This is a genomic window from Methylomonas rivi (assembly GCF_024505165.1).
In the GTDB taxonomy this organism is placed as follows: domain Bacteria; phylum Pseudomonadota; class Gammaproteobacteria; order Methylococcales; family Methylomonadaceae; genus Methylomonas; species Methylomonas rivi.
In genome coordinates, this window is the sequence record NZ_JANIBK010000031.1 from 12,403 (window position 1) to 36,530 (window position 24,128).

A 24,128-nucleotide genomic window follows, 5' to 3' on the forward strand; every position below is an offset into this window, starting at 1 on the left:
CGGTTCAATGTTAACCGATAGCTTGGGCAAGTTTCCACGCCATAATTACGCCCAAGCATTGAAAGACTATCAAGAGGACAGTTGCAATGAAAACTACCATTTCCCTGGACAACGCCGTACTGGAACAACTGCTGACTTACACCCAAGCCAAAACCACCAAGGAAAGCATTGCCAAAGCCATTGAAGAATACATCCTCTTTAAGCAACGTCAAGAATTGCTGAATTGCCGGGGGGCAGTCGATATTGAAGACAACTGGCAGCAATTGCGCGATTTGGAACGTCGATCATGAAACGGGTAATGATCGACACCTGCGCCTGGATCGACTTTTTCAAATCTAAAAACGGTCGTTTGGGTGATCAGGTTGCAGCATTAATTGAAACCAACCAAGCTGCCATAACGGGTGTGGTCATTGCGGAATTGTTGCAAGGTGTTAAACAGGAAAAGGAAAGCCAGCGTTTAAGGCTGCTATTCCGGTCCATACATTACCTGCCAACCGAAGATAGCGATTGGTTCACGGCTGGGATACTCGCCCAACAATTACGAGCAAAAGGTTTAACCTTGCCGTTGACCGATGTTTTGATTGCCGTCATCGCCCAACGTCATGCCATAACGGTTTTAACCTTGGACAAACATTTTCAACACCTTCCGGTCGAGCATTTTTGCGACGGGTAAACCGGAGCAAACTGTTATGGAGACAAAAATGTCCATCGCCGAAACCATCTACCAACACGTCAAATTCTTGCCACAAGCCAAGGCTTTGGAAGTGCTTCAGTTTGTCGGGGATTTCTGGAATCCAAATCCGATTCAACAATCGAAACCGGTGCCAACGAGGCTATGTCGAGTTTTCTGCAAAGCCTGCCGGTCGGTCAACGTAGCGACGCGGAAATAAATACCGAATTTCAAGCGTTGCGCGATGAATGGGATAGGCCATGAAGCTGTTCCCGGATGCCTGCAGCATCTTTATTTGCTCGAATCGCAACAAGATCAGGGGCGGGACCCGTTTGCTGATCAATCAGGCTCTACAGGCGAAAACTCAACTGGTGATATCCCGATTGTCATTTCTGGAATGCCGGGTATTGCCGCTGAAAGCCAAAAATCCGGAATTGCTGAATTGCTATGACCGCTTTTTTCGGTTACCGGCTTTGGAAGTGGTCGAACTTGATGCAACCGTCATCGATATAGCCACCGAGTTGCGAGCCAACCATCCCGGTTCCCTACGCACACCCGATGCCATCCAGCTGGCTTGCGCTATAACGTCCGGCGCGGATCAGTTTCTGACGGGCGATAAAAAGTTGGCAGCCATTCAGGAAATTAAAGTCACTGTGGTTTGACCATCACCTAAATGCTGAAAATTTGAGCATACGTTATCCTTCAAGCGTAATAGCTGGCTGGTTTGAGGTGGCCTATGCAGTTACCATGCAGCCTGTCTTTCAGTGAGGAATGGAATATGTCCAATCTCCGCAATTTCGATTTAAACCTATTGTTGGCTTTCGATGTGTTGATGCAGGAACGCAATGTCACCCGTGCGGCCGAGCGCATGTTCGTCACGCAGTCGGCGATGAGCCATACCTTGCATCGTTTGCGCCAGCAATTGGACGATCCGCTGCTGGTCAAAACGCCCAGCGGCATGCAGCCAACCGATCGCTCATTGGCGTTAGTGGCTCCCGTGCGTAGCCTACTGCTGGAAATGGAACGCCTGCTGGAACCGCCGCAGGCCTTTGACCCGACAACCAGCCAGCGCCGCTTTACCATCGCCGCCACCGATTACATGGAGTTTTTGCTATTGCCTGAGTTTTCCCGCTTGATCGAGCAAACCGCGCCCGGCGTCGACATCCATATCAAACGCACGGAATCGGTATTTCCGGTGACGCCATTGGAAAACGGCAGTCTGGATGTGGTGCTCGGTTTTGCTTCGGTTTTGGAGCCGCCGGCACAGCTAAACTGCGAGCATTTATTTGTCGACCAGATGGCCTGCGTGGTCCGTAAAGACCATCCTAAAATCCGCCATGCGCCTACGCTGGAGGAATACCTGGCGGCTGGCCACATGCTGATTTCGCGCACCGGCAGTCAGGTCGGCGTGATCGATGAAAAGCTGGCTGAGCTGGGCCTGGAACGGCGCATCAATTTGATCGTGCCGCATTTTTTATCGGCACCGTTGATCGTGGCGGAAACCGATATGATTTTGTCCTTACCTTATCGCTTGGCGGCGCAATTTCGGAGACTGGTGGCGTTGAAGATTTTGCCGGTGCCGCTAGAACTTCCGAACTACGATCTGGCGATGATCTGGCATCCGTTGCGGGAAAAAGACCCGGCCCATTGCTGGCTGCGCGAGCAGATCATGGCAATAGGCCGTAACATCGATGCTACGGCCATAGCACTTTAGCGCCCCGGTAACCCCGTCGCCAGAGCTTTCACCTTTAACAGATAGTAAGGCGATTTGGATTGCGCATCGCCGCCGTTGAGCGTTGCCGAGCGATGCAGGCGATTGACCACGGCAAACAGTCCGTCAGGGCCGAAGCTGAATGAATCGACCCAGGACAGTCTGGGGCATTGCGCCAGTTGTCGGTATTTGCGGTCGGTGCCGATTACGCCGATGGCATTGTTGGCAAGATCGCCCAGATAGATGTTGTTATTCTTATCGATGCTGATACCGTCCGAGATCGGTTTGCCGCTATAGCGTTCCACCCGGCTGGCGAGCTGTTGCGCCGTTAAAGACTCGTCGACCAAATCGGCGGCCTTAACGCGGTACAAACTTAGCCCATGCATAGGGCCAAAATATACCCATTCGTTAGCCAAATCCTCGGTGATCGGATTGACGCCGATATGCGGCCTGACCAATTCGCCGGCAGTTGTTTTAACTTGAATCGGCACGTTGTCGATGACAAGATCGACGTTTTCCGGCACCACGCTGGCATGGCCTTCCAACACCCGCCGCGCGGCGCCGGTATAGAGATTGACCACAATCAACGCCGCATTGCCGCCGCCGGCCGGATCGCTGATGTAGGCATGATTGTGCCTGGCATCCAGCGCAAAATCGTTGACGAAGGCGTCCTTGGGCGCAATCGGCGTTGGCAGGTAAATCAGTCGTTGCAATTTATCGGTCTTGGTATTCCAGCCGACCAGTTTGGGCGTCACGCCGCTACGCATGCCGTTATCCAGCATCCACACCGTGCCGTTGGCATCCGAACGTATGCCCAATACCGAATCAAGCTTGACCGCCGCAGTCGAATTGGCCGCCGACCATGCTCGATTGGGGAAAGGGATCAACTTGTGGTCCTTGTATTCCACTACGGCGTATTGCGGTTGATAAAACTGATGTTGGCTCATCACGATCCGGCCGTTGGCGGTTGCCGTGACATTGCCCGGCCCGGTATCCAATTCGGCCAATACCTCAAAGTGTGAGTTGCCGGCCGCAAAGACGTACCCACTCGCCAACAGCATAACGATACCCAGTGTTTTAAAAATTTTCATGGTTTTCCCCAAAAGTTAATTGACTTGGCACACCATACTGAAGTGCTGGGGAGGCGTGAAATGAAGTTTATTAATGGTGCCATGGGCAAAATTGATGTAACGCCAGGTGCTCGATCGGCGAGTGACGGCTTCCGTCCGTAAAGATTTTCGCCCATCCATGGGACGAAAATCGGGACTCCACCGTCACGGTGATTGCCTTCGGCGGCCCTGGCCGTCCGCGTCACCTCGGCTTTGACCCAGCAAGGGGATCAAAGCCTTGGCTCTCGCATGACTCGACGCCGTTTCGCGATGCCTTGCAGTTTTTCTTATCGAAAAACCGCCCGGCGCTACGGCTTCCAGGGACTACTCGGCCTTCGCTCGCTAGCGCTTTGCTTTCCGGGCCTCGCAGCGCTAGAAATAGTACAACCTCATGATGGTTAGTGTACGAACCCAATCAGTAAAGCTGTAGGCCCACTACACGCACAAAGAGGACCATTTTCGACACTTACGATGTAAGCATTTTCAGAATCGACAAGGCATTGTATTTCTTTAGCCTTTTGCTTTTTCTTGTCGATTAGTTTTTGTCTTCAAAGCATGATCGATACCCTTTCGCGATCAGCTTTAAGCTTTTTCCATTCGACAATGGCTGCCGGGAATGATACCGCAGGCCAGCGACCGATAGCCGTTTGTCTCATACGATTATCAATAGGACTTTTATACCGATATACCCAAGTCCTCGTCGTAGCAGTTGCAGTTAGACGCAACCCAGAGTAATCAGAGATAATAATATGTTGTCCGGGCGATAGAGATTTAGCTGCCTTAGCATCAAAATGGCGTAACATTTAAAGTTCAGAACTCCCAGGCGTAACTTTCAGTTTTCGCTGATCTAAATGTCACGCCAAAAAGCTGACTTAGCCTAGCTTTAGTTGACCGTAGATAGCCTAAACCTTTTGCCAAGAATGCAATAGAATCGAGCTATATAAGCCGTAATACCACGAATACCAAGATATGCAGAAAGACGAGACAACTCAACACACCCCTATGATGATGCAGTATCTGCGCATCAAATCCCAACATCCGGACACCTTGCTTTTTTACCGCATGGGGGATTTTTACGAGCTGTTCTTCGATGATGCCAAAAAGGCCGCGCGTTTGCTGGATATCACGCTCACCGCGCGCGGACAATCCGGCGGCCAACCCATCCCCATGGCCGGGATTCCCTACCATGCGGCGGAAAATTACATTGCCCGCCTGTTAAAGCAGGGCGAGTCGATTGCCATTTGCGAACAAATCGGCGATCCGGCAAAATCCAAGGGGCCGGTCGAGCGCAAGGTGGTGCGCATCGTCACGCCCGGCACCGTGACAGACGAAGCGTTGCTGGAAGACCGCAAGGACAATTTACTGGTGGCGTTGGCGGTATTCGATAAATATTACGGACTGGCAACGCTGGATCTGGGTAGCGGCAAGTTCGTGCTGCAACAACAGGACGGCGAAACCCAATTACTTAGCGAAATCGAACGTCTGAATCCGGCCGAATTACTCTACAGCGAAGACACGGCGTTACCCGCCGCCCTCAAGGAACGCAAGGGCTTGTGCAAGCGGCCGCCCTGGCATTTCGATTTGGACAGTTGCCGGCAGCTGATTCTGAAGCAGTTCAACAGCCACGACCTGAAAGGCTTCGGCTGCGAACATCTGCCGGCCGCCATTTGCGCGGCGGGTTGTTTGCTGCAATATGTGCGCGATACCCAGCAAAGCGCCCTGCCGCATATTCAAGGCATTCGGGTCGAAGATGCCGACGACGGCATCAGCCTGGATGCAGCCAGCCGCCGTAATCTGGAGCTGGACAGCCACCCCAGCGGACAATTGCAATACACCTTGTTGGGCGTGCTGGATAAAACCGCCACGGCCATGGGCGGACGTTGCCTACGGCGCTGGATACATCGCCCGCTACGCGACCAGGCCATCGTCAACGGGCGCTACGCCTGCGTGGCCAGTTTGTTGGATAAACAGCTATACCGCGATTTACAAACCAGTCTGCGCCAGGTAGGCGACATTGAGCGCATCAGTTCGCGCATCGCCTTGAAATCCGCCCGCCCGCGGGACTTATTGGTTTTACGCCAAACCTTGGGCGTATTGCCGGCCTTGCAAAACCAACTGGCCGATAGCGAAAACCCGCACCTGGAGCAATTGCGGCAAGCCTTGCGGGAACAGCCCGACATGCTGAATCTGCTGCAACGCGCCATCATCGACAATCCGCCGGTATTGATCCGCGACGGCGGCGTGATCGCGCCGGGTTATCACCCGGAACTGGACGAACTGCGCAATCTCAGTCAAAACGCCGATCAATTTCTGATCGATATGGAGTTGCGCGAGCGCGCCAGTACCGGCATCAACAATTTAAAGGTCAATTACAACCGGGTGCATGGCTATTACATCGAGATATCCAATACCCAAGCCGACAAGGTGCCGGCGCATTACACCCGCAAGCAAACCCTGAAAGGCGCCGAGCGTTATATCACCGCCGAACTTAAAAACTTTGAAGACAAAGTGCTAAGCGCCCGGGAAAAATCGCTGTCGTTCGAGAAAGCCTTGTACGATGAATTGCTGACTACCCTGGCCGCCTGCTTGCCGGATTTGCAGTTGTGCGCCGAGGCGCTGGCCGAGCTGGATGTACTGGTTAATTTCGCCGAACGCGCCGAAACCTTGAATTTGACGCAACCGGTTCTGGATCAGCAACCAGGCATCGATATTATCGCCGGCCGCCACTTGGTAGTGGAACAGCTGTCCAGCATCCCTTTCGTGGCCAACGATTTGGATTTTTCCGACGAACGCCGCATGCTGGTCATTACCGGCCCGAATATGGGCGGTAAATCCACCTATATGCGCCAAGCGGCTTTGATCGTATTGCTGGCCCATATCGGTTGCTTCGTCCCCGCGCAATCCCTGCGCTGCGGGCCTATCGATAAAATTTTCACCCGCATCGGCGCCTCGGACGACTTATCCAGCGGCCGCTCGACCTTCATGGTGGAGATGTCGGAAACCGCCAATATTCTGCATAACGCCACCAGCAACAGCCTGATATTGATGGACGAAATCGGCCGCGGCACCAGCACCTTCGACGGCCTGTCTTTGGCCTGGGCTTGCGCGGACTATCTGGCCCGGCAAACTCGGGCCTACACGCTATTCGCCACCCATTATTTCGAACTGACCACGCTAGCCGAAGAGCAAACCGGCATCCACAATATTCATCTGGATGCGATGGAACATGGCGACAAAATCGTGTTTTTACATGCGGTGAAAGAAGGCCCCGCCAGCCAGAGTTACGGTTTGCAAGTTGCGGCGTTGGCGGGCGTACCGCAAAGCGTGATCGCCAATGCCAAAAGCAAATTGCAACAACTGGAAAACACCGCCTACATCGAGCAGCAAAGCCATCATGAAGTGAATCAGCTGGATTTATTTACCAGCCGCGAATGTCATCCGGCCGTAGTGCTGTTGGAGGAAATCGACCCGGATAATCTCAGTCCTCGGCAGGCGCTGGACGAATTGTACCGGTTGAAGAAAATGCTGAAAGAATGGAAGTGACTCGAGGGAACCGTTAACGACTTGCATGTATGGACGGCAGCTTGTCGCCCACACATGCCTACAAAGTTACCGAAGACAAATCTCGGTGACTTGGAAATTATTCGTTGCTTAAAATTTTCGCCAACTGCGCCGCGGGCACATAGCCCGGCAGAACATTGCCCTTGCCGGTAACAATCATCGGCGTGCCGCTCATGCCGAACGCCTCGCCCAAGGCCATGTGCTGATCGACCGGGTTGTCGCAGGTTTTGGACTCCAAGGTATCGCCTTTTTTGGCGGCGGTCAGGGCCTTTTGCTTATCGGCGGCGCACCAGACCGAAACGGCTTTGGAATAAGACTCCGAGCCCTTGCCGGCTCTGGGGAAGAACAAATAACGCACGGTAATGCCCTGCGCCATATACTGATCGATTTCGGAATGCAATTTGCGGCAATAGCCGCAATCGATGTCGGTAAACACCGAAACCACATGTTTGCTGGTTGCCGGCTTGAAAATAATCATGTTTTTTTCGCCGACTTTATCCAAATCCGCTTTGCGCACGCCCGCCAACTTGCTTTCGGTGATATTTTTCTTTTCGACCGCATCGAATAACTGGCCTTGCAACAAATAGCGTCCGTCCTCGGAAGCATAGAAAATATTGCCGCCGGCGATCACTTCGAACAAGCCGTTGACTTCGCTGGGTTTAACGGAATCGACTTGCGCGCCCGGCATAAACTCGCTTAAGGCTTTTTTAATGGCGGCTTCGTCCGCGGAAACGATATTGACCGCCAGCATGGCGACCGCAAACAATACAATTCCAGAGATTTTTTTCATGGTATGACCCATATTGAGGTTTGATAAAGTGGTGTGGACTTTGAACTGAACATTTCGTTCAGCATTATTGAAACAAACGATCCAAATCCAAAAACAGCGCCAGCGCCATTAAAGACATGAGTACCAGCATGCCCATCTGTTGAAAAACCATTTGCACCCGGTCCGAAACCGGACTGCCCTTGATGACTTCCACCAAATAAAAAAGCAAATGACCGCCGTCCAGCACGGGCACCGGCAACAGGTTCAAAACACCCAGACTGACGCTGATTAAACCCAAAAACTTCAAGAAGGCGGTAAACCCCATGTCGGCCGACTGGCCGGCGTATTGGGCAATGCTGATCGGACCGCTTAGATTTTTCACCGAAGCTGAACCGACGAACATTTTGCCTATCATTTTTACGGTGCTCAGCGAATAAAACCAGGTTTTTTCGAAAGCCGCCGGAATCGCTTCCAGGGGCGATAGGGAATACTCAACCTGCAAATCCCGCATCATCGCCTCGGGTATCTCCACCCCGGCGCCGATTTTTCCGACAGCTTTGCCGTCCGGCTGCTCCTCTTTGCGGGGCGTTAATTTGATCTGGGTTTGTACATCGTTGCGTTCCAGCGTGACGTCAATCTCAACATCCGGCTTGGCTTGAATGTAATCGACCCATTGCTGCCAATCCTCAATCGCTTGATCGTCCGCGCGCAGTATCAAATCGCCGGTTTGCAAGCCGGCTTGTTCGGCGGCACCGTCTTCCAACAGTTTGCCGATAATCGGTTTAATGACCGGCAGGAACGGCTTTAAACCCAGCCGTTCATTCAAAACTTCCGGGCTTTGCACATCGTCATCGGTCAGCACCAACGCCCGAAATTGCTTCCGGTCTTCGCGGGTAATTACATCGACAACAATATCGCGTTGGCCATCGATAGCCGATGAAAACAATTCATCCAAAGCCATGGCCCAGGTAGGGGTGGGTTTTTGGTTAACACTAACAATTCGATCGCCCGCTTGAAAACCCGCTTCCGCCGCCAGGGTGCCGGTCGCGACGTCGCCCAATATGGGTTTCAGGCCGGTTTCCCCCACCACCATGACAACCCAAAATAAACATACCGCCAGAATTAAATTAAATAGCGGTCCGGCGGCGACAATGGCCGTTCTGACGCCGACCGTTTGCCGGTTAAATGCATAGGGCAAATCCGCTGCCGCAACTTCGCCTTCCCTTTCGTCGACCATTTTGACGTAACCGCCCAAGGGTATGGCAGACAGCACAAACTCGGTTTGTTCGGGATTTTTTTGGTAGGCCCACAGTTTTTTGCCGAAACCGATCGAAAACCGAATCACCTTGACCCCTGTCAGCCGCGCCACCCAAAAATGGCCTAGCTCATGAAATGCAACCAGCACCGCAATCGCTACGGTGAAGTAAAACAGGGTATGCAGGGTTTCCATCAGGCGGCCAAGCCTTCAATAACCGACTGTGCCACTTGGCGGGCTTGACTATCTGCTTGCAGCACCAACTCCAGACTATCGGCATTATCCGACTTGAATTGCGCCATGCTGCGTTCGATGATAATGGCGATATCGGTGAATTTCACTTCTTCATTTAAAAAGGCTTCGACGGCAATTTCGTTCGCCGCATTCAATACGGTCGGCATAATGCCGCCGGCTTTAATGGCTTCATAAGCCAATCTCAAACAAGGAAAGCGCTGCAGATCGGGCTTTTCGAAATCCATGTGCCCTACTTCGAATATATCCAACGGCGCCACCCCGGAATCGAAGCGTTCCGGCCAAGCCATGGCGTGGGCAATCGGGGTACGCATATCCGGGTTGCCCATTTGCGCCAATACCGAACCGTCGACGTAATCCACCATGGAATGAATGATGCTTTGCGGATGAATTACTACCTGAATCTGATCGGGATCCATGTTGAACAGTAGGCATGCTTCGATCAGTTCCAAGCCTTTGTTCATCATGGTGGCCGAATCCACCGAAATTTTCCGGCCCATGTCCCATTTCGGATGCGCCACGGCTTGATCCGGGGTCATGTCCGGCAGTAATTCGAGCGGCGTTTTCCGAAAAGGGCCGCCGGATGCCGTCAACAAAATCCGCCGCGCCTGCTTGGCGGTATGGCCGGGGGTATAGCCGGCCGGCATGCATTGAAAGATGGCGTTGTGTTCGCTGTCTATCGGCAACAACACCGCACCGGAAGCGCTGACCGCCTGCATAAAAATCTGACCGGACATCACCAAGGCTTCCTTGTTCGCCAGCAATACGGTTTTACCGGCTTTGGCGGCCGCCAGCGTCGGCAACAGGCCGGCGGCACCGACAATCGCCGCCATGACCGCATCGACATTTTCTAAAGTCGCCACCTCGGCCAACGCTTCCGCGCCCGCTAAAACTTTAATATCCGCAACCGGAGATGCCGCAATACGCTGCTTGAATTCCTCGGCCTTGCTTTCGGTTGCCACTACCGCATATTCGGGGCGGTGGGCGACGCATTGCTGGTACAACACATCGATGTTGCCGTTGGCGGTCAACGCCACGACCCGATATTGGTCCGGGTGGCGCGCCACCACGTCCAGCGTGCTAACCCCTATCGAGCCAGTGGCCCCAAGAATGCAAATTCCCTTCATGCGAATACGCTCCGGCCGATCAGCACAATACCGGCATAAAAAAACGGTGCGGCCGCGATAATGCTGTCGACTCTATCCAAAATACCGCCGTGTCCGGGCAACAGGCTGCCGCTGTCCTTGACGCCCTTTTGCCGTTTGATCAGGCTGAAGAACAAATCGCCGTAGATGGACACCAGCACGGTCAATACCGACAGTATCAGCAAATCGACAGTCATTAGAATCGCCAATGCCGCATCGTCGGATTGCAACGCTTCCAAACCGTAATACAAGCGCAAGCCAATGGCGCAAACCACGGCCGCCGCCAGCGCGCCATACATGCCTTGCACGGTTTTGCCCGGGCTGATTTCCGGCGCCAGCTTATCCTTGCCCCATTTTTTGCCCACGAAATAGGCGCTGATATCCGCCGCGCAAATTAAAACCAGAAAGTACAACACCATGCCGGGTCCGTAATAGGCCCTCAATTTGCTCAGGAACATCCAGGCGGACAGCAATACCAACCAGCCCAGAAAGGCTTTGACGCGCGGTTTGAATTCAATAGTCAACAACTGCGCGGCCGATTGTCTGATGACGATCATCGCCAGCACCCAAAACAATACCGGCGCAATCACCAGCCATTCCAGCGCGTCGGAATAGTCCTTGACTTCCGGCCATTCCATGGCTTCGCCCAACAGCTCCAGGAATACCGTCCAATAGGTGACGCCCAGCATCGGAAAAATGAGGGCCGCGAAAAACAATATCTTTTTACCGGGCTTTTCCACACCGGTCAGAGACAGCCATTCCCAGGCTCCGCCGAAAGTAACGAAAGCGATAAACAATGAAAAATAGATGGCGGGCAATTGCATTACCGCCAAAACGACGACAGCCGCTAATATCGATGCCGTTAAAATGCGTTGTACTAACATAGTTTACTTTTTAATTATTATGGTTGTGGAAAGTGCCTAAAGAATACGCTTATCGATGATTTGCTCGCCGGTATGTCCAAAACGCCTCTGCCTGCCCTTAAAGCTGTCGATGGCTTTTTGCATCATGGCTTGATCGAATTCCGGCCATAGTACATCGGTAAAGAAAAATTCGGTATAAGCCAATTGCCAAAGTAAAAAATTACTGACCCGTTCTTCGCCGCCGGAACGAATGAACAAATCCGGCTCCGGTAAATCAGCCGTTACCAAATAGCTGTTAATTAAATCTTCCGTAATGGCCTGTTCCTGGATTTGACCGGCTTTGATACCGGCAACGATTTTTTGCACCGCCTGAGTAATATCCCAACGGCCACCGTAGTTAGCCGCAATCAGCAGGGTCAAACCGTCATTTTCAGCAGTCTGCGCTTCGGCGGCTCGGATTTTTTCCTGCAACTTATCCGGAAAGGCCGCTTTATCGCCGATAATACGCAAACGGATATTGTTTTTATCCAGTTTATCGACCTGGGTTTGCAGCGTGTTCATGAATAACTCCATCAACAAACCGACTTCTTCCTTGGGTCGCCGCCAATTTTCGCTGCTAAAAGCGAACAGCGATAACACTTCGATGTTTTGCTTGGCGCAGTATTCGACGATTTTTCTAACGGCTTTCACGCCGGCATGATGCCCCATGATTCTCGGCATCATCCGCTTTTGCGCCCAGCGGCCGTTGCCGTCCATGATAATGGCGATATGCCTCGGATTGCTCCCGTTGACTATCAAATTGCCACCCAGTTCATCTGCCATGTTAATGCCCGGCCAATCTACATGGACAGCAGATCGGCTTCTTTTTCTTCAAGATGCTTTTCCACTTCTTTGATGTATTGATCGGTCAATTTTTGGATCTTGTCTTCGCCTTGGCGGGCATCGTCTTCGGAAATCAGCTTCTCCTTCAAAGCATCCTTGATGGCCGCATTGGCGTCTCGGCGGATGTTGCGGATTGATACTCTGCCCTGCTCGGCTTCATTCTTTACCACTTTCACTAATTCGCGGCGGCGTTCCTCGGTCAAGGCCGGCAATGGAATCCGAATCACCGTGCCCTGGGTAGCCGGATTCAACCCCAAGCCGGAAGACATAATGGCTTTTTCGATGGCTTGCACCATGCCTTTTTCCCAAGGCACCACCTTCAAGGTTCTGGCGTCTTCGACCGAAATATTGGCCACTTGCGATAATTGCGATTCCGATCCGTAATAACTCACACTGATCTGGTCCAGCAGGCTAGGGTGCGCCCGCCCGGTTCTGATCTTGGTAAAGGCTTTTTGCAACGCTTCTATGCTTTTTGCCATGCGCGCCGCGGCATCTTGTTGAATATCGCTGATCATTTCTATTTCCTCACAATTAAAGAGCCGATGTCTTCGCCGCGCATCAAGCGCATGATCGCTCCCGGCTCAAAAATATTCATTACCCGCATCGGCAGGTTGTTGTCGCGGCACAGCACCAAGGCCGTGGTATCCATCACATTCAGACGCTGGTCTATGGCTTCGTCATAGGTTAGACGCGGGTAAAACACGGCATCGGCCACCTTGTTGGGATCTGCCGAATAAACCCCCTTGACTTTGGTAGCCTTGATCATCAATTCCGCATCGATTTCGATGGCGCGCAAACTGGCGGCGGTGTCGGTGGTAAAAAACGGATTGCCGGTTCCGGCGGCAAAAATGGTCACCCGGCCTTTTTCCAAATGCCGGACGGCTCTGCGGCGGATATAGTCTTCGCAGACTTGGTTAATTTTCAGCGCCGTCATCACCCGCACGGGTTGCCCCAAAAACTCCAGGGCATCCTGCATGGCCAGCGCATTGATAACAGTCGCCAGCATACCCATTTGATCGCTGGTGACCCGGTTCAAGCCGTCGGAGGCTTTTTCGGAACCGCGCAAAATATTGCCGCCGCCTATCACCAAGCCTACTTGAATACCGGCGTCGCATAAGTCCTTCACTTCTTGCGCCAAACGCTGAACGATATTGGGGTCAATACTGCCCCCTGTTTCGCTCATTAGTGCTTCACCGCTTAATTTAAGTAAAATTCTCTGACAAATGATCTGACTCATAATCGAAGTATCCAAGGGTTGAAGGGTTAAAGCAATCAATTCGGCACAGAAAAAACCCGGTTTTCACCGGGTTTTCCAGGAGAGGTTTAACCTCTTACCTGCGCCATGACTTCGGCGGCAAAGTCTTCCTCTTTCTTCTCGATACCTTCGCCTACTTCAAAACGGGCGAAGCGTACCACCGAATTACCTTTTTCTTTCAACAGCTGAGCAACAGTCTTACTATCGTCTTTAATAAAGGCTTGCCCTTGTAAGGTAACTTCGGCCAAGAATTTGTTGACGCGGCCGGAAACCATTTTTTCGACGATATCCGCCGGTTTACCTTTAATTTTTTCCTCTTGCTGCGCCAAGAAAATTTCTTTCTCTTTTTCAATGGATTCGGACGCAACTTGGTCCGCGGAAACACACATAGGCTTGCTGGCCGCGATGTGCATGGCGACATCCTTGCCCAATTCCGCATCGGCTTTTGCCAACTCGACGATAACGCCTATTTTGCTGCCGTGCAGGTAACAGGCTTGGCCGCCATCGACGGTAACGAATTTTTGAAAACGTCTGACAGTGATATTTTCACCCAATTTGGCGATCAATGCCCGGCGGGTTTCGTCAACGGTTTGACCGTTTGCCAACACCAAGGCTTGCAATTGTTCTTCGCTGTCGACATCCGCCGCCAGCAAGGCATTGACAACGTCGTTGACAAAGCCGGTAAAGTCGTCGCCTTTCGCCACGAAATCGGTCTCGCAGTTCACATCCGCCATCACCACGGTTTTGCTGTCGGCGGATACTTTGACGCCGATAACGCCTTCGGCCGCGATACGGCCGGATTTTTTATCAGCTTTAGCCAGGCCGGATTTACGCATGTTCTCGATGGCCAATTCCATATCGCCATTAGCTTCAACCAAGGCTTTTTTACACTCCATCATGCCAGAACCTGTACGTTCACGCAGTTCCTTAACCATCGCCGCACTAATATTCATTGTTTTTTTCCTCAAGATTAATAACTAAAAAAACGCCTCACAAAGGAGGCGTTTAAAAAACTAAAATCCGAACCTGATACCGATCAGGCTCGGAAGCGCCCGGCCTTAATTACCCGGGCCGCAAAAACTTACGCTTCCGCTGCAACTTCCTCGACGAAATCATCCGATTTTGTACCGGCATCCATACGCAAGGCCTTGGCTTCCAAAACAGCCGCCGCCGCGCTTTGGCAATACAGGGTTACCGCGCGAATCGAGTCGTCGTTGCCGGGAATCACATAATCGACATTATCCGGCGAGTTGTTGGAATCAACCACGCCAATAACGGGAATACCCAGTTTTTTGGCTTCCATAATGGCGTTCTTTTCGTAGCCGACATCCAGCACAAAAATCGCATCAGGCGTGCCGCGCATGTCTTTGATACCGCCCAGACTGCGTTCCAGCTTCTCCAATTCACGCTCCATGCCCAAGGCTTCTTTTTTGCTGAAACGTTGGTATAAAGTACCGTCGGCTTTCATAGCTTCCAGTTCTTTCAGGCGGTTGATGGATTTTTTGATGGTTTTAAAGTTGGTCAACATACCGCCCAACCAACGATGGTTGACATACGGCATGCCGCAACGTTTTGCTTCTTCCGCAACGGCTTTGCGGGCGGCTTTCTTGGTGCCGACAAACAGAATGCTGCCTTTGTTGGCGGTCATTTGACCCAGATAATTCATCGCGTCGTTAAACATCGGCAGCGTTTGTTCCAAATCGATGATATGGATTTTGTTACGGGCACCGAATAAATAGGAAGCCATTTTAGGGTTCCAGTAACGAGTTTGGTGTCCGAAATGAACACCCGCTTCTAACATTTGACGCATTGACACTGCTGCCATTTATTTCTCCTAAAGATTTGCCGAATGATTCGGCGTTGGGTTACGCCTCCGCACTGTCCCGACTGATGACCCATTACCGTGTCGCCACCGTAACCGGCACCCCATCAATCGTGTCGACAGGCGTGAGTATTAAACATAGTGAACTTCACTTTATACCACGATTACAATTTCACAACAATACCAAGTCTGATAGACTGTTCCGCAACCGCGATTGCAAAACCCTCTAAGTTAACTATCAAGCCCATATAATTTACTCCAAAGACCCTGATGAGCATTGCCATAAAAACAGCTGAAGAAATCGAAAAAATGCGCATTGCAGGCAAACTGGCCGCCGATGTATTGGAGATGATTGCCCCGCATGTCATTGTAGGCGTCGCCACGGATGAACTCGATCAAATTTGTCACGATTATATCGTTAACGAACAGCAAGCCATTCCGGCCCCACTCAATTACCGTGGCTTTCCTAAATCGATCTGCACGTCGATTAACCATCAAATTTGCCACGGCATCCCCAGCGATAAAAAACTCAAAAACGGCGACATTGTCAACGTCGACATCACGGTTATTAAAGACGGTTACCACGGCGACACCAGCAAAATGTTCTGCGTGGGCGACGTCAGTCCGCATGCGAAGCGCTTGGTGGAAATCACCCGCCAATGCCTGTTTCTGGGAATAGAACAGGTCAAGCCCGGCGCCCATTTCGGCGATATCGGCCATGCCATTCAGCAACATGCCGAAAGCAACCGCTATTCGGTGGTGCGAGAATTTTGCGGCCATGGCATCGGTAAAAATTTTCACGAAGACCCGCATGTCATGCATTTCGGCAAGCGCGGCGACGGAGCAGTGATTGAACCCGGCATGATTTTTACGATCGAGCCCATGATCAATATCGGCAAAAGACACATGAAAATCCTGCCCGACGGCTGGACCGCCGTCACCAAGGACCGCAGCCTGTCGGCGCAATGGGAGCACACCATTCTGGTAACCGATAGCGGTTACGAAATATTGACCTTGCGCCAGGAAGAACGGTGACAGACTCTTTATTTACCGAAGCGTATTTCGCCAAAAGCTTTACCGTCTCCCATCCCATCCCGGCCTTTAAAAACGCCATTACCCGCGAAAACGAACAATTAAAACTGCGCTTCAAACCCGCTCACTCGCCTGCGGAACTGCTCAGCGAAAAGGCCGGCTTTATCGATAATCTGCTCTCGGCCTGCTGGACGCATTTTTTGGCCGACGAAGCCGACCAGCAGGCCTTGATCGCCACCGGCGGCTATGGCCGCGGCGAGTTATTCCCCTATTCCGACATCGACATTCTGATTGTTTTAAATCAGGAGTTTACCGATAAGATTCAAGACGGCCTATCCGCTTTCAGCAATTTCCTGTGGGACATAGGCCTAAAACCCGGCCTGAGAACCTGCTTCACCAACGAATGCGTGGCATTCGCCCTGCAGGACCAAACCATTTTCACCAGCCTGCTGGAAATGCGCCTTATCAGCGGCAACCCGGATTTATTCGAAACGCTTTCCAAGCAAATCATCAACACTCAGCTTTGGTCTTCGGAGCGGTTTTTCCTGGCCAAAATGAACGAACAGGAACAGCGCTACGGCAAATTTCACGACACCGCTTACAATCTGGAGCCCAATATCAAGGAAGGTCCGGGCGGACTAAGAGATATACAAGTCATTAGCTGGGTCTTCAAACACCATTACAACGCCCACTCCCTGCGCGAGCTGATTAAGTACGGCTTCCTGCCCCGCTCCGAGTACGACAGCTTGGTAGCTGCCCGCGACATACTGTGGCGGCTGCGTTTTGCCTTGCACTGCCTGACCAACCGTTGCGAAGACCGGTTATTGTTCGACCACCAACGCGAAATGGCCGAATTATTCGGCTATACCGACAAAGACGGCAATCCCGATGTCGAACAGTTCATGCAATTTTTCTTTAAAACGGTCGTGAATATAGAACGGCTGAACGAAATGCTGCTGCAACTGCTCAATGAACGCCTGATAAACAATCATGAAGCCTTAACCCCTACCCCCATCACCGCCAATTTTTCATCCATTGCCGGCTATCTGGAAGTTAGCCACGAAGAGGTGTTTCAAAATCACCCCTTGGCGTTACTGGAAATATTTCTATTACTACAGCAATCGCCTTCGTTAAAAGGCATTCGCGCCAGCACTATCAGACTGATTCGCAAAAGCCTCGCCTTGATCGACGACAATTTTCGCCACAACAAGCAAGCCAACCGGCTGTTTATCGAAATACTCCGGCAGCCGCGCGGCATCACCCATCAGCTCAAACGCATGAACCGTTACGGCGTGCTGGCGGCTTATCTGCCGGATTTCGCCAACATCGTCGCCCGCATGCAGTACGATTTATTTCATATCTACACCGTGGACGAACACACGCTGTTTGTGATTAGAAACCTGCGCCGTTTCGCCTTGGACAAGCACAGCAAGGAATTGCCGTTTTGCAACAACATTTTTCTGCTCACCCCCAAACCCGATGTGCTGTATATCGCCGCGCTATTCCATGACATCGCCAAAGGCCGCGGCGGCGACCACTCGACACTGGGCGAAAAAATTGCATTGGACTTTTGCAAGCAACACGATCTCCCCAGACAGGACAGCAAGCTGATTACCTGGCTGGTCCGAAACCATTTATTGATGTCGATGACCGCGCAGCGCAAAGACATCAGCGACCCGGACGTCATCCACACCTTTGCCCTGCAAGTGGGCAGCATCGAATACTTGAACTATCTGTATTTATTGACCGTCGCCGACATCAGGGCCACCAATCCCAGCTTATGGAACACCTGGAAGGACGCCCTGTTAAAAGATCTGTATATCGCCACGCACCGCGCCCTGCACCGCGGCCTGCAAAACCCGGTCGCCCGCTCAGAACGCATCAAGGAAACCCAAAAAGAAGCTAACCGCGAGCTGACCAAACTCGGCATAACGAAAAACGCCATTGCAAAGTCTTGGCAACATCTAAGCGACGATTACTTTTTACGCTATTCCGCCGACGAAATCGCTTGGCACACCATTGCTATTGCCGCGTCGACGGAAGAAGAATTACCCCTGGTTTTATTACGCCCGCAAACCCAGCGCGGCAGCGCCGAAATTTTTGTCTACACCCGCAACGAAGCGCAGATCTTTTCCATTTGCACCGCGACACTCGATCACTTGGGCCTGACTATTCTGGATGCCCGCATCATCACCACCGAAGATCAATACGTCTTAAACAGCTTTCAGGTTTTGGAGCAGTCCGGCGAAGCCATCAACGATTTATACCGGGAAATCCATATCTGCGACACTTTGCGGCAAGGTTTGATTAACAAAAAAGCCAGCCTTTCGAAAAACATTCACAAGCAATCCAGACAGGCCCGGCATTTTCCAATCGAAACCAGCGTGACTTTTTTGGACAACCCTTCCAGCAAACATACCACTATCGAACTGGTTACCACCGACCATGCCGGCTTGCTGTCGACCATAGGCAAAGCCTTCACCGAGCTGGACATCCAACTGCACGACGCCAAAATCACCACCATCGGCAGCCGCGCGGAAGATATGTTTTATGTCACGGATCAAAATTGCCAACCTATCGTCGATGTGCAGGCAAAAGCCAGAATCAGCGCAACAATCCTACGTTATTTGTCAGACAAAAATTAAAGCCTTTTCCGCAGAGCGCCACACGGACAGGTAACGAGTTTTATTCCAAAGAAACAAAAAACCCCTTCATGCCGCCATATACTCAAGAGAGCAGCTTCCAGCCTTGATCAAAATTTGCTGCCATGCCGACCGGCACGAAGGGATTTTATTCGGAAGACGCTCAGTGAGTATCCAGGCTTTGCCCGCGCGCCAGCTTTGGCAACCGTCCTTCCAGGCCCATTGCCGCCTTCATCACCTTGTTTCTGACCGGCGTCAGCCGCTGCGCCAATCCCAGCCCCAGGTTGCGGATGAATTTTACCGGTAGGATGTTATTGCTGAACGACCGATAAAACACATCCATGACCGTCATCATTTTCAAATTCTCATTGCGCCGCATGGACTCGTAGCGCTTTAAAACCGAAACATCGGCAATGTCCTTACCCCGCTTATGCGCATCAACCACAACTTCCGCCAGGGCCGCCGCATCCAGCAAACCGATGTTGACACCCTGCCCGGCCAAAGGATTGATCATATGCGCCGCATCGCCCACCAGCGCCACCCCCTGCTTGACATAACTTTGCGCATGCTGGCGCTTCAGCGGAAAACTCGCCACCCCCAAAACTTGGTTTATCTCACCCAAACAATCCGGAAATGCCGCAACCAACGCGTCTTTAAGCTGATCGTAAGGCAAGGCTTGTAAACGCCGCACCTCATCGGGAGACTGGTACCACACGATCGAGCCGTAATTTCCTGTCAAGGGCAAAAACGCTTGCGGCCCGCTCGGCACAAAACGCTGCCAGGTAATATCCTGCTGCGGATAAGCGGTTTCCACGTAAATAACCAGCGCATGCTGATTGTAATCCCAACTCGTCACCCCCAATCCGACCGCCTGTCTGACCCGGGACTGGCCGCCGTCGGCAGCCACCAGCAACCTGGCCTCCAATACCCGCCCATCGGCCAGTACCACTTCGCTTTCGTGGCCGTCATAATGAATTTTACCTATAGCCTGCGACATCAACAACGTGACGTTGGCAAACTCCGCCAGACGCTCCAGCAGTGCCAATTGGGTAATTCGATTTTCGACAATATAACCCAGCTCGGACGCCTGGATATCGTCGCTGTTAAATGTCGTGTCGCCGGCGCTTTCCCACACCCGCATGCGCTTGAACGGACAAAAGCGCCTTGAGGCGACGCCCCGCCAAGCGCCAACCGCATCCAGAATATTCCGCGAAGCGATACTCAAGGCCGAAACCCGCAAATCATGCGCTTGATCGGGCGAAAAGGCCTTCGGCAATTGGGCTTCTATAATCGCCACTGTAAGGCCGCTGCCGCCCAGGCAGCAGGCAACCGCGGCGCCGACCATACCGCCGCCCACTATCAACACATCAAATTTTTGTTTCATATTTTGTCACAGAGTATTAAAACGTTAGTCTGACAACGCAGCCGGCATTTACATGGCTGATGAAATGACAGGACAGCCGCCGCGTGTTATGATTGGAAAGTTTCACTAACTGAAATTTAGAACAAACTCGCAAGCTTGTTGCCGCTTCCGACGACTCTAACACGCGGCAGAGAGAAAAACCATAAACAGCGTTAGCTTTAAGGTAATTACCCGGCAACGCAATTAACCAGCAAGACAGGATCTGGATAGCAATGATCAATAACGCCCAGAAAAACAACGCAATACATATGCTTTACGACGCCGATTTATCTCAAGACAGCTGCGGTGTAGGTTTTATCACCCGCAAGGACAGCAAACAGACGCACGCTCTTCTGGTCAAATCGCACGAAGCCTTATGTACCATTCCGCATCGAGGCGGCATGAGCGCCGAGGGCATCGGCGACGGCGCGGGGGTAAATATCGACCTGTCTTTAACGTTTTTTCGCAAAATTACCGGTATCGAAAGTCTGAAATTGGGCCAATTCGGCGTGGCCAATTTCTTTTTCCCGGAAGATCATGCCCATTACGACTCCACCGCAACGCAGCTGGTGGAAAACCATCTGAAAGAATTCGACCTGCCCGTCATAAAATGGCGCGAGGTACCGGTAGACAAATCGGTGCTGAATGCGGCGGCCGTCAAAGCGCAACTACCGATTAAACAGCTGATTTTCGGCCGCCCCGCCGCGCTGAAAGACGCCAGCCACCACGCATTCGAGCGCCATATCCAAAAAGCCTTGCTGACCATTGAAGCGGACGGCTTTAGCCGCCCTGAGTTGCAAGGTTTCTATCCGCTGTCCATGAGTTCCCGCACGCAGGTCTACAAAGGCCGCCTGAATTCCTTCGAGGTGATTCCCTATTTCATTGATCTGTACGACACGGACCATGAAATTTGCACGCTGTTTTTCCATACCCGTTTTTCGACCAATACCGCGCCGGCCACCATGATGGCGCAACCGTTCCGCTATATGGCGCATAACGGCGAGTTGAACACGGACAAGAAAAACCGCCTCAGCGAAAACGCTATCGCCCGCCAAAACAACAAACACGTGATTTTCCCGTGCGGACAATCCGACTCCGGCCGGTTGGACCAAACCCTGACCCGCCGTATCAACGAAGACGAACTGGACATCGTCACCGCCATTTTAGCCATGATGCCGCCGGCTTGGGAAAACGACCCGACCTTGTCGGACGAGGTGCGGGCGATGCTGGAGTTCTTCAGCCTGTACGAAGAAAAAAACGACGGTCCCGCCGCATTGATTTTCAACGACGGCATCCGTGTCGGCGCCCGCCTGGACCGTCTGGGCCTGCGTCCCTTGCGTTCGGTGGAAACCAGCGAATATCTGGCCGTGATGTCGGAAGCCGGCCAGATAGACTTTCCGCCGGAAGAGGTCTTGTATCGCGGCCGTATCGAAGCCGGCGGCATGCTGTATTTCGATCACGGCACGGGCCAATCGTATAACAGCCATCAGGTCCTGGAACGCCTGGCCAAGGAGAAAGACTACCAAGCCATGCTGGCCGAGCGCTGCCTGCATCTGAACGACTTACCCAAAGTCGATCTATCGGAAATCGGCAACGATCACGAATTGAATATCGACCAACGCCACACTGCGTATTCGATGAATCAGGAAAGCTTTAAATTCTTGCTGGACCCGATCCTGCAAACCGGTCTGGAAAAAGTCTCGGCCATGGGTTACGGTTTGGCGCCGAATGCATTGAGCGCGGCGGAAGGCGGCATGTCCCGCTATTTCAGCCAACGCTTCGCGCAAGTCACCAATCCGCCCCTGGACTCGCTGCGCGAAAGCGACGGCATGACCTTGCGGGTAGCGCTCGGCGCCAAACCGACCTTCGCACCCAGCCACAGCAAGCAGCTGATGATCGAGTCGCCGATCCTGCAGCGCACCCAACTGGAACAGATACGCCGGCAAACCCAGGTTAAAACCGTCACTTTGGACATGCTGTATACACCGAACTTTGACGATGCCGTGCAAAATGAAAAAGCCGTCGAATTGGCGCTGCAAAACGTATGCGAGCAGGTCGAACAGGCCGCGCGCGGCAATACCGGCATCATCATTTTGAGCGACGCCAATATCGGCAAAACCAAGGCCGCCATCCCTGCGCTGCTGATGGTCGCCGCCGCCAACCAGCATATGGTGAAACACGGCTTGCGCTTCAACTCCTCGCTGATCATGGAAACCGGCCAAGCCGCCAGCCCGCACGACGTCGCCACCATACTCGGCTTTGGCGCATCGGCAATCTGCCCGCTGAGCGTACATAACCGGGTCATGACCGAATACACGGACCCGGCCGCGCGGCAAAAAGCCTTGTATAACTTCCAAAAAGGCGTGGAAAAATCGCTGATGAAGACCATGGGCAAATTCGGCCTGTGTACAGCGGAAAGTTATATCGGCGGCGAATTCTTCGAATCCAACTACCTGGATACCGACGAACCCAAACTGCAAGCTTATTTTCCCAACATAAACGCTTCGGTGGGCGGCGTCCGCTATTCGGACATCGCCGCCAGCGCCACCGAATGGCACCACAAAGCCTTGTCCGTCAAAGATGAAAGCGATATCCCGTTCCTGGGCTTGTTCAAAGAGCGTCAGGAAGGCGCGGGCCATACCTTCGGCAATACCGCGGTACGCGAATATATCAACATGACCGACGAGCCGATTCTGTACGCCGCCCAGCAACAAGCCGCGGAAGCCAGCGACACGGCTTATCTGGACTTCGGTTACGAAAAACGCACCCCGGAACAAATCGACGCTTTCGGCATTACCCCGGCCTATCGCAGCTTTACCCGCAACTTGGCGGCAGAGCGCGCCAACCGTCCGGCGGCATTGCGCGACGTGATGGATTTTCCGGTCGATATTACCGCCGCCGGCAGCAAGGCCGAGTTCGACCGCCTGCTGGGCAGTCAGAATTTAGTCGGCAACAACAATTTTGTAATTCGCGGCTTGAACGCCGAGAAAAGCAACGGCGTTGTTTTTACGCTGAGCTTGACCAACGACAACAGCAAAGCCCGTCTGGAGCAACTGGCCGAGCATCTGAAAGCACGCTTTACCGGTAACGATTTCGGCCTGACCGTCGAAAGCACCGCTATCAGCCTGCGCGTCAACGACAGCGACAGCATCGTTTACCACTATTTGAACAACCTGCGCACGGCGCGTAGCGCCATCGACCTGAATAAGGTGCAACCCGCGCACGAAATTACGCCGACGTTTGCTTCCGGTGCAATGAGCCACGGCGCCCTATTGGCCGAGGCGCACGAAGCGGTGGCGCAAGGCACCAATATCGCCGGCGCCAAAAGCAACTCCGGCGAAGGCGGCGAACATTCCAGCCGTTTCGGTACATTGCGTTCCAGTAAAATCAAACAGTTCGCCTCCGGCCGTTTCGGCGTCTGGGCCGGCTATCTGGCCGATCCGACCATCGAGGAGATCGAAATCAAAATCGGCCAGGGCGCTAAACCCGGCGAAGGCGGCCAATTGCCAGCGCCTAAAGTCTCGGTGGAAATCGCCGCCCTGCGCGGCGGCACGCCCAAGGTAGAACTGGTCAGCCCTCCGCCTCATCACGATACTTATTCGATCGAGGATTTGGGACAATTGATACACGACGCCAAGGCCGCCCGGGTCAAAGTGGTGGTTAAACTGGTCTCTTCCGAAGGCATAGGCACCATCGCCGTCGGCGTGGCCAAGGCCGGCGCCGACGTGATCAACGTGGCCGGCAACACCGGCGGCACC

The 24,128-nt window shown here is 52.7% G+C and carries 21 protein-coding genes; 9 read left to right on the forward strand and 12 right to left on the reverse strand.

What is annotated here, in order from left to right; all coding sequences use genetic code 11:
* Positions 1-86 precede the first annotated feature (86 nt).
* The 5 genes from NP596_RS08170 (at position 87) to NP596_RS08190 (ending at position 2,384) form a co-directional block, all read left to right on the forward strand.
* Positions 87-290 carry a type II toxin-antitoxin system VapB family antitoxin gene (locus tag NP596_RS08170; RefSeq protein ID WP_256614818.1) on the forward strand — a complete coding sequence of 68 codons (204 nt, stop codon included), beginning with the start codon at positions 87-89 and terminating at the stop codon, positions 288-290.
* A complete protein-coding gene (gene vapC / locus NP596_RS08175) occupies positions 287-673 on the forward strand; it encodes a type II toxin-antitoxin system VapC family toxin (protein ID WP_256614820.1) in 387 nt (128 codons plus the stop codon). Before NP596_RS08170 ends, vapC begins: the two co-directional genes overlap by 4 nt.
* A 28-nt stretch (positions 674-701) precedes the next feature.
* Positions 702-890, forward strand: coding sequence for a hypothetical protein (locus NP596_RS08180; RefSeq protein WP_256614821.1), 189 nt, complete (start codon positions 702-704; stop codon positions 888-890).
* 40 nt (positions 891-930) lie between these two features.
* On the forward strand, positions 931-1,332 hold the full coding sequence (locus tag NP596_RS08185) for a type II toxin-antitoxin system VapC family toxin (protein ID WP_256614822.1): 402 nt from the start codon (positions 931-933) through the stop codon (positions 1,330-1,332).
* Positions 1,333-1,448: 116 nt separating this feature from the next.
* Positions 1,449-2,384: a LysR family transcriptional regulator gene (locus tag NP596_RS08190; protein ID WP_256614823.1), complete on the forward strand. Its 936-nt coding sequence runs from the start codon at positions 1,449-1,451 to the stop codon at positions 2,382-2,384.
* Here NP596_RS08190 and NP596_RS08195 read toward each other — a convergent pair.
* Both NP596_RS08195 and NP596_RS22000 read right to left on the reverse strand, forming a co-directional pair.
* On the reverse strand, positions 2,381-3,472 hold the full coding sequence (locus NP596_RS08195; RefSeq protein WP_256614824.1) for an L-dopachrome tautomerase-related protein: 1,092 nt from the start codon (positions 3,470-3,472) through the stop codon (positions 2,381-2,383). The genes NP596_RS08190 and NP596_RS08195 overlap by 4 nt on opposite strands.
* Positions 3,473-4,038: 566 nt before the next feature.
* Positions 4,039-4,293 (reverse strand): integrase arm-type DNA-binding domain-containing protein, encoded by a 255-nt coding sequence (locus NP596_RS22000; RefSeq protein ID WP_371927924.1) that lies wholly within the window; start codon positions 4,291-4,293, stop codon positions 4,039-4,041.
* Between the two features lie 166 nt (positions 4,294-4,459).
* Here NP596_RS22000 and mutS point away from each other — a divergent pair, with 166 nt between their 5' ends.
* Positions 4,460-7,033, forward strand: coding sequence for a DNA mismatch repair protein MutS (gene mutS / locus NP596_RS08200; RefSeq protein WP_256614826.1), 2,574 nt, complete (start codon positions 4,460-4,462; stop codon positions 7,031-7,033).
* A gap of 97 nt (positions 7,034-7,130) precedes the next feature.
* On the opposite strand, the gene NP596_RS08205 is transcribed toward mutS, so the two are convergent.
* The 9 genes from NP596_RS08205 to rpsB form a co-directional block, all read right to left on the reverse strand.
* Positions 7,131-7,841, reverse strand: a complete 711-nt coding sequence (locus tag NP596_RS08205) for a DsbC family protein (RefSeq protein WP_256614827.1) — start codon at positions 7,839-7,841, stop codon at positions 7,131-7,133.
* A gap of 64 nt (positions 7,842-7,905) precedes the next feature.
* Positions 7,906-9,270 (reverse strand): RIP metalloprotease RseP, encoded by a 1,365-nt coding sequence (gene rseP / locus NP596_RS08210; protein ID WP_256614828.1) that lies wholly within the window; start codon positions 9,268-9,270, stop codon positions 7,906-7,908.
* The gene (gene ispC / locus NP596_RS08215; RefSeq protein WP_256614829.1) at positions 9,270-10,454 is read right to left on the reverse strand and encodes a 1-deoxy-D-xylulose-5-phosphate reductoisomerase; all 1,185 of its coding nucleotides are present in this window, start codon (positions 10,452-10,454) and stop codon (positions 9,270-9,272) included. The genes rseP and ispC overlap by 1 nt, the downstream gene beginning before the upstream one ends.
* Positions 10,451-11,356, reverse strand: a complete 906-nt coding sequence (locus NP596_RS08220) for a phosphatidate cytidylyltransferase (RefSeq protein WP_256614830.1) — start codon at positions 11,354-11,356, stop codon at positions 10,451-10,453. Before NP596_RS08220 ends, ispC begins: the two co-directional genes overlap by 4 nt.
* A gap of 36 nt (positions 11,357-11,392) precedes the next feature.
* Positions 11,393-12,157: an undecaprenyl pyrophosphate synthase gene (uppS, locus tag NP596_RS08225; RefSeq protein WP_256614831.1), complete on the reverse strand. Its 765-nt coding sequence runs from the start codon at positions 12,155-12,157 to the stop codon at positions 11,393-11,395.
* A gap of 17 nt (positions 12,158-12,174) precedes the next feature.
* A complete protein-coding gene (gene frr, locus NP596_RS08230; RefSeq protein ID WP_256614832.1) occupies positions 12,175-12,732 on the reverse strand; it encodes a ribosome recycling factor in 558 nt (185 codons plus the stop codon).
* 2 nt (positions 12,733-12,734) lie between these two features.
* The gene (gene pyrH, locus NP596_RS08235; protein WP_256614833.1) at positions 12,735-13,454 is read right to left on the reverse strand and encodes a UMP kinase; all 720 of its coding nucleotides are present in this window, start codon (positions 13,452-13,454) and stop codon (positions 12,735-12,737) included.
* Between the two features lie 86 nt (positions 13,455-13,540).
* Positions 13,541-14,425 carry a translation elongation factor Ts gene (gene tsf / locus NP596_RS08240; RefSeq protein WP_256614834.1) on the reverse strand — a complete coding sequence of 295 codons (885 nt, stop codon included), beginning with the start codon at positions 14,423-14,425 and terminating at the stop codon, positions 13,541-13,543.
* A 128-nt stretch (positions 14,426-14,553) separates the two neighbouring features.
* Positions 14,554-15,297, reverse strand: coding sequence for a 30S ribosomal protein S2 (gene rpsB, locus NP596_RS08245; RefSeq protein WP_256614835.1), 744 nt, complete (start codon positions 15,295-15,297; stop codon positions 14,554-14,556).
* Positions 15,298-15,564: 267 nt separating this feature from the next.
* Between rpsB and map the strand changes: the two genes are divergently transcribed.
* Together map and glnD are read left to right on the forward strand one after the other, a co-directional pair.
* A complete protein-coding gene (map, locus tag NP596_RS08250; RefSeq protein WP_256614836.1) occupies positions 15,565-16,329 on the forward strand; it encodes a type I methionyl aminopeptidase in 765 nt (254 codons plus the stop codon).
* The gene (glnD, locus tag NP596_RS08255; RefSeq protein WP_256614837.1) at positions 16,326-18,971 is read left to right on the forward strand and encodes a [protein-PII] uridylyltransferase; all 2,646 of its coding nucleotides are present in this window, start codon (positions 16,326-16,328) and stop codon (positions 18,969-18,971) included. Before map ends, glnD begins: the two co-directional genes overlap by 4 nt.
* A gap of 160 nt (positions 18,972-19,131) precedes the next feature.
* Here the strand turns inward: glnD and NP596_RS08260 are convergent, their stop codons facing one another.
* Complete coding sequence (locus NP596_RS08260) at positions 19,132-20,352, reverse strand: FAD-dependent monooxygenase (RefSeq protein ID WP_256614838.1); 1,221 nt, start codon at positions 20,350-20,352, stop codon at positions 19,132-19,134.
* A gap of 251 nt (positions 20,353-20,603) precedes the next feature.
* Here NP596_RS08260 and NP596_RS08265 point away from each other — a divergent pair.
* A partial coding sequence (locus tag NP596_RS08265) for a glutamate synthase central domain-containing protein (protein ID WP_256614839.1) occupies positions 20,604-24,128 on the forward strand: 3,525 nt, incomplete at its 3' end.

Excerpts from the sequence above, each read along its gene's own strand:
- NP596_RS08170 (WP_256614818.1), top strand. The coding sequence starts at position 87 with ATGAAAACTACCATTTCCCTGGACAACGCCGTACTGGAACAACTGCTG.
- vapC (WP_256614820.1), top strand. The coding sequence starts at position 287 with ATGAAACGGGTAATGATCGACACCTGCGCCTGGATCGACTTTTTCAAA.
- NP596_RS08180 (WP_256614821.1), top strand. The coding sequence starts at position 702 with ATGTCCATCGCCGAAACCATCTACCAACACGTCAAATTCTTGCCACAA.
- NP596_RS08185 (WP_256614822.1), top strand. The coding sequence starts at position 931 with ATGAAGCTGTTCCCGGATGCCTGCAGCATCTTTATTTGCTCGAATCGC.
- NP596_RS08190 (WP_256614823.1), top strand. The coding sequence starts at position 1,449 with ATGTCCAATCTCCGCAATTTCGATTTAAACCTATTGTTGGCTTTCGAT.
- NP596_RS08195 (WP_256614824.1), bottom strand. The coding sequence starts at position 3,472 with ATGAAAATTTTTAAAACACTGGGTATCGTTATGCTGTTGGCGAGTGGG.
- NP596_RS22000 (WP_371927924.1), bottom strand. The coding sequence starts at position 4,293 with ATGTTACGCCATTTTGATGCTAAGGCAGCTAAATCTCTATCGCCCGGA.
- mutS (WP_256614826.1), top strand. The coding sequence starts at position 4,460 with ATGCAGAAAGACGAGACAACTCAACACACCCCTATGATGATGCAGTAT.
- NP596_RS08205 (WP_256614827.1), bottom strand. The coding sequence starts at position 7,841 with ATGAAAAAAATCTCTGGAATTGTATTGTTTGCGGTCGCCATGCTGGCG.
- rseP (WP_256614828.1), bottom strand. The coding sequence starts at position 9,270 with ATGGAAACCCTGCATACCCTGTTTTACTTCACCGTAGCGATTGCGGTG.
- ispC (WP_256614829.1), bottom strand. The coding sequence starts at position 10,454 with ATGAAGGGAATTTGCATTCTTGGGGCCACTGGCTCGATAGGGGTTAGC.
- NP596_RS08220 (WP_256614830.1), bottom strand. The coding sequence starts at position 11,356 with ATGTTAGTACAACGCATTTTAACGGCATCGATATTAGCGGCTGTCGTC.
- uppS (WP_256614831.1), bottom strand. The coding sequence starts at position 12,157 with ATGGCAGATGAACTGGGTGGCAATTTGATAGTCAACGGGAGCAATCCG.
- frr (WP_256614832.1), bottom strand. The coding sequence starts at position 12,732 with ATGATCAGCGATATTCAACAAGATGCCGCGGCGCGCATGGCAAAAAGC.
- pyrH (WP_256614833.1), bottom strand. The coding sequence starts at position 13,454 with ATGAGTCAGATCATTTGTCAGAGAATTTTACTTAAATTAAGCGGTGAA.
- tsf (WP_256614834.1), bottom strand. The coding sequence starts at position 14,425 with ATGAATATTAGTGCGGCGATGGTTAAGGAACTGCGTGAACGTACAGGT.
- rpsB (WP_256614835.1), bottom strand. The coding sequence starts at position 15,297 with ATGGCAGCAGTGTCAATGCGTCAAATGTTAGAAGCGGGTGTTCATTTC.
- map (WP_256614836.1), top strand. The coding sequence starts at position 15,565 with ATGAGCATTGCCATAAAAACAGCTGAAGAAATCGAAAAAATGCGCATT.
- NP596_RS08260 (WP_256614838.1), bottom strand. The coding sequence starts at position 20,352 with ATGAAACAAAAATTTGATGTGTTGATAGTGGGCGGCGGTATGGTCGGC.